This is a genomic window from Vibrio sp. MMH1-50 (genome assembly GCF_022347645.1).
GTDB lineage: Bacteria > Pseudomonadota > Gammaproteobacteria > Enterobacterales > Vibrionaceae > Vibrio > Vibrio harveyi.
The window spans coordinates 1-5,600 of the sequence record NZ_JAKRGG010000073.1; the positions used below are offsets into that span (position 1 = coordinate 1).

Sequence of the window (5,600 nt, forward strand, 5' to 3'; positions counted from 1 at the left end):
AGACACAAAACAGAATAGTTCCTCCTTAGCTCAGTTGGTAGAGCGACGGACTGTTAATCCGCAGGTCACTGGTTCAAGTCCAGTAGGAGGAGCCAACTTTGAAAGCCAAGTCTTCGGACTTGGCTTTTTTCTTATCTGCATTATAAAAATACTTATCTACTTTCAGTATCTCCATTTAACTTTAAGACTCCTCCCCTTCAAAAACCCTTATAAACTCAAGATTCATTTGATAAAACACACTTATTTCACGCTAAAAATTTAATCCAAATCATAGTTTCAACATTGATGCATAGGCGCGTGTATACATCTTCAATATGATGAATTTATTATTACGCCCCCTAATAAGCTATGCATTGCATAGTATTAAATACGTCTCGTGAGCTAACTATGAAATTAAAAACTCAAGCCTATTTATTATCTGCAATCATCTTGATTGCGTTACTTGCTCTTACTGCAACAGGTCTTTGGACACTACGCGTCGCAAGTAACCTTGATAACAAAGCTCGAGTGACTGAGCTATTTAAGAGTGCATACAGCATTCTAACTGAAGTTGAGAAAATGGCAGTGGAAGGCAAGATGCCTGAAGATGAAGCCAAAGCATTGGCTACTCGCCTACTTCGCAACAATATCTACAAAGACAACGAATACGTTTATGTTGCCGACGAAAACATGATTTTTGTGGCAGCACCGCTCGACCCTCAATTGCATGGCACCAGTTTCCATGATTTCCGCGATGGCGACGGCAACAGTGTTGGTCAATTAATCTTAGATGTCCTAGGTCGTAAAACAGGTCAAATCGTTGAATACACTTGGACACAAAAACTCCCTGACGGCACGATCGAAGAAAAACACTCCATTGCAGAGAAAACGCCCCATTGGAACTGGGTGGTAGGCACTGGCATCGGGTTTAATGAGGTCAATGCTCGCTTCTGGTCAACAGCTCAATGGCAACTAGCACTGTGTCTAGCAATTGCGGGGGCGATACTAGGTGGGTTGATTATCTCCATCCGTAAGATGCTTAATCTACTCGGCGGTGAGCCAAATGACGTACGTGAAGCGGTTCAAGCCGTTGCTCAAGGAGATATCCAAACCAGCTTTGAATATACCGCACCAAAAGACAGCATCTATGGTGCTGTACAAGAGATGAGTCAATCTCTGGCTAAGATGGTAACTAACCTGGACGAATCAATGCACGCCTTGCGTTCAGAGCTATCAGCGGTAGAGTCTCGCTCTAATTCGATCGCTGATCTAACCATGTCTCAGCAACAATCGACGGCAATGATCGCAACAGCAATGACAGAAATGGCTTCTTCGGCTAACCATGTAGCAAGTTCGGCAAGCGATACAGCACAAAACACCGATGAAGCAGATAAACAGAGTCAGCACACGCAATCATTAATCCATAGCACTGTAGACAACATCCAAGGGTTGGCGACTCAGTTGAATACGGCAAGTAAAGCAGTTGCAGACCTTGATCAAGATGTAAACAGTATCGTGAAAGTTCTCGACGTGATCGGCGATATTGCAGAGCAAACTAACCTACTGGCGCTAAATGCCGCGATTGAAGCAGCCCGTGCAGGAGAACAAGGTCGAGGCTTTGCAGTTGTTGCCGATGAGGTACGCAACCTAGCAGGTCGCACGCAAGACAGTACAAAAGAGATTCAACAGATGATCTCTAACCTTCAAGAGGGTTCGCGCAATGCTATCCATACAATGGAGATCTGTGCCGAGACCAGCGAAAGCACAGTAACTGAATCAATGAACGCCTCAGAGGCACTTCAACAGATAGTAACCGCGTTAGAGTCTATTACTGCGATGAGCCAACAAATTGCAACAGCAGCGGCTGAACAAACGCAAGTGAGTGATGACATTGCACACCGCATCAACCTAATTGAAGAAAGCGGCAGCCAGCTAAATACGGTGGTAACAGAAAGCCAATCAAGCACCCAAACATTGGCATCTTTAGCTGATGAACTTGAAGGTTGGGTGAACAAGTTCTCAGTAAAGCACTAGTTTAAAGTCAATTGTTCAATAAAAAGCACGTTTTCAGACGTGCTTTTTTGTTTTTATCGCCTTTATTTTGCGACAGAACGCCCTACTTTTCTTAAAACAGCGCTTAAAGCATGGTGCATTGCTGCTCAAAATGCATAAAAACAGCCCACTCCGAGCACAAATCCATCAAACGATAATTTATTTTAATTTTATTGTTGACCTGAAAGCCGAAAAGCCTTTTAATACACCTCGTCGCCCGGATAGCTCAGTCGGTAGAGCAGAGGATTGAAAATCCTCGTGTCGGTGGTTCGATTCCGCCTCCGGGCACCACAATTTAAAATTGTTGGTGTCTAACACGAACAATAGAAAGAATAACGGTACGCCGACTTAGCTCAGTAGGTAGAGCAACTGACTTGTAATCAGTAGGTCACCAGTTCGATTCCGGTAGTCGGCACCATTTATTCTTAAACAAGATAATTCCTCCTTAGCTCAGTTGGTAGAGCGACGGACTGTTAATCCGCAGGTCACTGGTTCAAGTCCAGTAGGAGGAGCCATCTTTCGGTTAGTAAGTCGATTACTTATTAACGAAAATGTGCCGACTTAGCTCAGTAGGTAGAGCAACTGACTTGTAATCAGTAGGTCACCAGTTCGATTCCGGTAGTCGGCACCACTTATTAAAATTTGTTCCTCCTTAGCTCAGTTGGTAGAGCGACGGACTGTTAATCCGCAGGTCACTGGTTCAAGTCCAGTAGGAGGAGCCATATTAAAAGAAGCCGCATCACTTGATGCGGCTTTTTTGCATCTGAAGAAAACTCACAACGTCCACCCTCTTCATCCAACTTTATCTCAACAAACAAAAAGCCAGGTAATATACCCAGCTTTCTCTTGTTGTATCGTATCAGTGAACAACTAGGCAGAAGGCTAGCTCAAACCTCCAAGACAAATGTACTTTGTTTCTAGATACTCATCCATGCCTTGCTTCGCACCTTCACGACCAATGCCAGATTCTTTGATCCCACCAAACGGCGCAACTTCCGTAGAGATAATCCCTTCATTTACCCCCACCATGCCATATTCCAAACCTTCACTAAATTTGATGATACGCTTCAAGCTATCGGTGTAGAAGTAACAAGCTAAACCATATTCAGTATCATTCGCCATCGAGAGCACTTGCTCATCATCATCAAAACTAATGACTGGCAGAACCGGGCCAAACAGCTCTTGTTGCACTATCGCCATACCTTGTTCCACATTATCTAAGATAACAGGCTCCATAAAGCGCCCAGAGCGTTTTTGAGGCAGATTAAGCATCGTTGCCCCTTCTTGTACTGCCTGATCGATCACTGCTTCTAGACGATGCTTAGAAGCCATTGTAATCACAGGACCAAGAGTTGTATTTTTCTCAAGACCATTACCGACCGTCAGGCTTGTTACCTTATCTAGAAGCTTAGTTAAGAACGCCTCTTTTACGTTCTGATGCACATACAAGCGGTTGGTACACACACAGGTTTGTCCGGCATTACGAAACTTAGAGGCAATCAAGCCATTCGCCGCAGCTTCTAAATCTGCATCGTCAAAAACAATAAAAGGCGCATTGCCACCTAATTCCATAGAAGCAGCTTTAACCGTATCACTTGCCTGCTTCATCAAGATCTTGCCGACACGTGTCGAACCCGTGAAAGAGATCTTCTTAATTCGCGGATCGGTACTTAATACCAAACCAAACTCTGCCGCTTGCTCAGAAACAACGGTAGACAATAGAGCTTTAGGGATGCCAGCCTGGTGAGCAAGCTCAACCACAGCCACAGCAGTCAAAGGCGTTAATTCAGAAGGTTTAATGATCATCCCACATCCCGCAGCCAAAGCAGGAGCCGCTTTTCGAGTGATCATTGCAATAGGGAAATTCCATGGTGTAATCGCAGCACACACGCCGACAGGCTGTTTAATGGTAGAGAGTCGTCTATCTACCGCTGGTGCAGGTATAACCTCACCATAGGCGCGCTTAGCCTCTTCTGCGAACCATTCAACAAAAGATGCTCCATATGCGACTTCTCCACGACTTTCAGAAAGCGGTTTGCCTTGTTCTAAGGTAATGATGTTAGCAATATCTTCCGTGTGCTCTACAAGCAATTGAAACCACTTTTTCAGCGAAGCGGAACGTACTTTAGCACTGAGTTTTTCCCACTCAACTTGAGCCGCTTTACACGTTTCTATTTGCACATCTAGCTCGTCCAAAGAGCTAGGTTTTAAGCGAATCAGTTCTTGCTCAGTCGCAGGGTTAATAACTGCAATCCCATCTTGAGAAGACAGGCTTTCGAATAAGACTCTTAGTGTTTCACTTTGTATCTGCTGCATCATTAGGTTGTACTCCCAAAAGAACCTTTACTAGGTTAATCCTTCTGACAAATAAGAGTAAAGCAAACAAAGTTTTCTTCAGCGTAAATATGAGAAGTGATGACCAAGTACAGTTAACCAGTGATACAGAGAAGGGAACACAAACAGAGATTGCTATGATTGAAGAAGATAAGTATTTGGTGGGTCATAAACTTGGTTTTATTAGATAAACCCTGTCTTTGATGTAAGAGAGCAAATAGAGGGTATCTCAGACGTAACCAAATGATAGGTTAGATTTATCAATACTCGTGGAAAGACTGGGGTGCGAATGTAGAGCTTTATCTGAATAAGTGGTTGAGCTTGTAGGCTACAGATAAAACCTTGCGAGACTTATTTTCCCATAAGAGAAAATCATGTTCCCTAAAACGACAAAACCCACTCCGGAGACTGGACTTCTAAATAAATGGCGGACGGCCGGGGTTGCGGGCAACCGGGACTCATTCCCTGAAAGGGAAATTATTATGCTCAAAAACGACAAAACCCAGTCCGGAGACTGGGTTTCTAAATAAGTGGCGGACGGCCGGGGTTGCGGGCAACCGGGACTCATTCCCTGAATAGGAAATTATTCTGTTCAAAAACGACAAAACCCAGTCCGGAGACTGGGTTTCTAAATAAGTGGCGGACGGCCGGGGTTGCGGGCAACCGGGACTCATTCCCTGAAAAGGAAATTATTCTGTTCAAAAACGACAAAACCCAGTCCGGAGACTGGGTTTCTAAATAAGTGGCGGAGCGGACGGGACTCGAACCCGCGACCCCCGGCGTGACAGGCCGGTATTCTAACCAACTGAACTACCGCTCCGCATAAGAACCTGGCGATGTTCTACTCTCACATGGGGAAGCCCCACACTACCATCGACGCTACTTCGTTTCACTTCTGAGTTCGGAATGGAAGTCAGGTGGGTCCAAAGCGCTATGGTCGCCAAGTAAAATTCTGATTGTAATGGTGCTGATACCCAGACTCGAACTGGGGACCTCATCCTTACCAAGGATGCGCTCTACCACCTGAGCTATATCAGCATCAAGATGTCTCTTTAGGACTAAAAAAGCCCGCTTTTTCAAACGGGCTCTCTTAACTTTTGTCTTCACCTTTTTTAAAAAGGCAAAAACTAAATTTAAAGCCTGGCGATGTCCTACTCTCACATGGGGAAGCCCCACACTACCATCGGCGCTAATTCGTTTCACTTCTGAGTTCGGAATGGAAATCAGGTGGGTCC

2 protein-coding genes, 8 tRNA genes and 2 rRNA genes are annotated in these 5,600 nt (G+C 44.8%); 7 read left to right on the forward strand and 5 right to left on the reverse strand.

Annotation, left to right across the window (positions count from 1 at the left end):
* Positions 1 to 19 precede the first annotated feature (19 nt).
* The 7 genes from MHO32_RS25175 to MHO32_RS25205 all read left to right on the forward strand — a co-directional run bounded on the left by MHO32_RS25175 (position 20) and on the right by MHO32_RS25205 (position 2,753).
* Positions 20 to 95: transfer RNA gene (locus MHO32_RS25175), tRNA-Asn, on the forward strand.
* Between the two features lie 292 nt (positions 96 to 387).
* Complete coding sequence (locus tag MHO32_RS25180; protein ID WP_005449658.1) at positions 388 to 2,013, forward strand: methyl-accepting chemotaxis protein; 1,626 nt, start codon at positions 388 to 390, stop codon at positions 2,011 to 2,013.
* Positions 2,014 to 2,246: 233 nt separating this feature from the next.
* Positions 2,247 to 2,322 (forward strand) — tRNA-Phe (locus MHO32_RS25185).
* Between the two features lie 51 nt (positions 2,323 to 2,373).
* Positions 2,374 to 2,449, forward strand: a tRNA-Thr gene (locus MHO32_RS25190).
* A gap of 21 nt (positions 2,450 to 2,470) precedes the next feature.
* Positions 2,471 to 2,546: transfer RNA gene (locus MHO32_RS25195), tRNA-Asn, on the forward strand.
* 40 nt (positions 2,547 to 2,586) lie between these two features.
* Positions 2,587 to 2,662, forward strand: a tRNA-Thr gene (locus tag MHO32_RS25200).
* Between the two features lie 15 nt (positions 2,663 to 2,677).
* Positions 2,678 to 2,753, forward strand: a tRNA-Asn gene (locus MHO32_RS25205).
* A 160-nt stretch (positions 2,754 to 2,913) separates the two neighbouring features.
* Here MHO32_RS25205 and MHO32_RS25210 read toward each other — a convergent pair.
* The 5 genes from MHO32_RS25210 to rrf (MHO32_RS25230) form a co-directional block, all read right to left on the reverse strand.
* Positions 2,914 to 4,350: an NAD-dependent succinate-semialdehyde dehydrogenase gene (locus MHO32_RS25210; protein ID WP_239214888.1), complete on the reverse strand. Its 1,437-nt coding sequence runs from the start codon at positions 4,348 to 4,350 to the stop codon at positions 2,914 to 2,916.
* 758 nt (positions 4,351 to 5,108) lie between these two features.
* Positions 5,109 to 5,185 (reverse strand) — tRNA-Asp (locus tag MHO32_RS25215).
* Between the two features lie 8 nt (positions 5,186 to 5,193).
* Positions 5,194 to 5,310 (reverse strand): 5S ribosomal RNA (gene rrf, locus MHO32_RS25220).
* 17 nt (positions 5,311 to 5,327) lie between these two features.
* Positions 5,328 to 5,403: transfer RNA gene (locus tag MHO32_RS25225), tRNA-Thr, on the reverse strand.
* 100 nt (positions 5,404 to 5,503) lie between these two features.
* A 5S ribosomal RNA gene (gene rrf, locus MHO32_RS25230) occupies positions 5,504 to 5,600 on the reverse strand; the annotation flags it as partial.

Excerpts from the sequence above, each read along its gene's own strand:
- MHO32_RS25180 (WP_005449658.1), top strand. The coding sequence starts at position 388 with ATGAAATTAAAAACTCAAGCCTATTTATTATCTGCAATCATCTTGATT.
- MHO32_RS25210 (WP_239214888.1), bottom strand. The coding sequence starts at position 4,350 with ATGATGCAGCAGATACAAAGTGAAACACTAAGAGTCTTATTCGAAAGC.